This is a genomic window from Rhodococcus sp. IEGM 1379, from assembly GCF_030056815.1.
Classification (GTDB): Bacteria; Actinomycetota; Actinomycetes; order Mycobacteriales; family Mycobacteriaceae; genus Rhodococcus_F.
In genome coordinates, this window is sequence record NZ_JASHKR010000175.1 from 1 (window position 1) to 1,969 (window position 1,969).

Genomic DNA, 1,969 nt, shown 5'->3' on the forward strand with positions numbered 1-1,969 from the left:
AGTGTTCAGTGGTGGTTTGGGTGTGGCGACGTCGATCTCGACTCCGTCGACGGTCAACGTCACCGTTGTGGACGACGGAACCGGTGGAACGGGCTCGGGTTCAGGTTCGCTGGGTTCGTTGGGAAACATCTTCGGTTCGTAACAGGTAACTCGTAGAACGAAGCGGGGCTGGGAGGTCTGATGACCTTCCAGCCCCGCTGTTGTCTATCCCGGGATCAGAGTTTGCGCGTATTTGGTGAGCTCGGCCTTCGAATGTGGGCACCGACGCTGAATCTCGTAGCCACCCACCTCGATGGATGCGGTGTCATCGTGAGCTTCGGAGAACCAACCGTCGCCGTCAGTGCATCAAATGGCAGCAAAGATGGAACAGGTTCCAATTCGAGTAGTGTGTCCGGACTGTTCGGTTCGTCGTAGGTAGATCCCGGTAATTCTGCGTTACCTCGTGAGGTTCCCTGCATGTGAGGTGCAGGGAACCCCCTTTCTTTACTTACGCCTTACCTCGTTTGACCGGCGCTGCGCAGGTAGTTGTAAACCGAACTGCCGGTTTCTGTAGGTCCACACCAAAATTACGGAAATTATGACGTATCTAACAAATGGTCAACCTAATTGGACGTCCGACTAATTCAAGCTGATGCTGGCCCAGTTCTGTCACGGCAGGGTCACTTTTGTGGGATTCAGGTGCGAATTTCGGGGACGGCCCTGAAGAAGTCTCAAAGTTTGTTTCGAACCAAAATGGATCCGGTTACGGGCGGACTGGCAGCGCTTTAACTTTTCTGCGGATTGTCAGTATCTGTCCCAGCGCCGTAGTTCTTGCCGTGTAAAGCGTCTTTTGGTAGTGAACATCCGGTTCAGGCCAACTTTTGCCGAATTTGTCGGTGCGACAAGCAGTTACAGGCAACAGGTGAGTTGCACACGATTTGCGGGCCGAATTTCGCCGAAACTGAAAGTTCGCAGACGGACATCCTGGTTGAGTGTCCAATTCGTTTCGAAAAACTGATACCAGTTCCAGTAATTGTGATTATGTTGTGACCATCGCGTGATCGATAAGGACCCACGGCCACCCCTTCGAAGGAAATGCTCATGTCAACTCCGTTACTCCGCCGCTACATGGTGCCCATATCGGGTACCGCGCTGGTAGCCGGAATGCTCCTGGTCGGAACCCCGGCCTCTGCAGCTCCCGTTACTACTACTTTCTCGACCTCATGCCAAGCAAAGGCTCTCATCACCGTCGACAAAGTGACGACAAGTTCTGTCACCGTCGATGCTCCGGCATCGGTCGCACCCGGTGAAACCTTCACCATCCGAATGCAATCCAACGGCCAGGCGTATCCGGACTCGGATTCGGGCGCCACGACTACCAACCTGTCGCGCTTGAAAAATGACTTCGACGTGCCGACCAATGCCACCTTCGTCAGTGCAGCGATCGTGGCAGGAACCTCATTCAATCTGGACAATGTTGCACCATCCGTGATCCGCATCAACGATGCCGGAAGTGCAGATGCTACGGGCCCGTTCCTTCGAATTTCGGGTGGCAACCAGGTGATCGGAAATGGTGCCGCGAACAGTACAAACTCTGAGGGCGGCATTCGCGCGCCCAAGACAAAGAAAAATCTTGACGGATCGACCAACAGTGCTGGTGACAGCTGGTTCCGGATGCCGGCCATCGATATCACAATGGTCGCGGGTGCATCTGGTGTGATCCAGCCTAAGATCAGAACTGCCGGTGCGGCGGCTAACTACGGCGACGACAAGAACTACAGTACCCAGCTCGCAAAGGCAAGCCTTTTGGGCACGCAGTGGGCCCCGACTCGGTGCACGCCTCGTGATGCAAAGGGCACGGCTGCGCTGAATGCTGGTGCCGGTCCGCTCGCGACCATCAATATCACCCCAGCAACCCCCGTTGATGTGGCAACCACTCTGGCACTGGGTGTTCCGGCTACGGCTACTACCGGTAGTTCCGTGAATTTGA

At 55.2% G+C, this 1,969-nt stretch carries 1 pseudogene; it reads left to right on the forward strand.

Annotated features, from left to right (window positions below):
* Positions 1–1,080: 1,080 nt before the first annotated feature.
* Positions 1,081–1,969, forward strand: a pseudogene (locus tag QM600_RS29350) (Ig-like domain repeat protein); the annotation flags it as partial.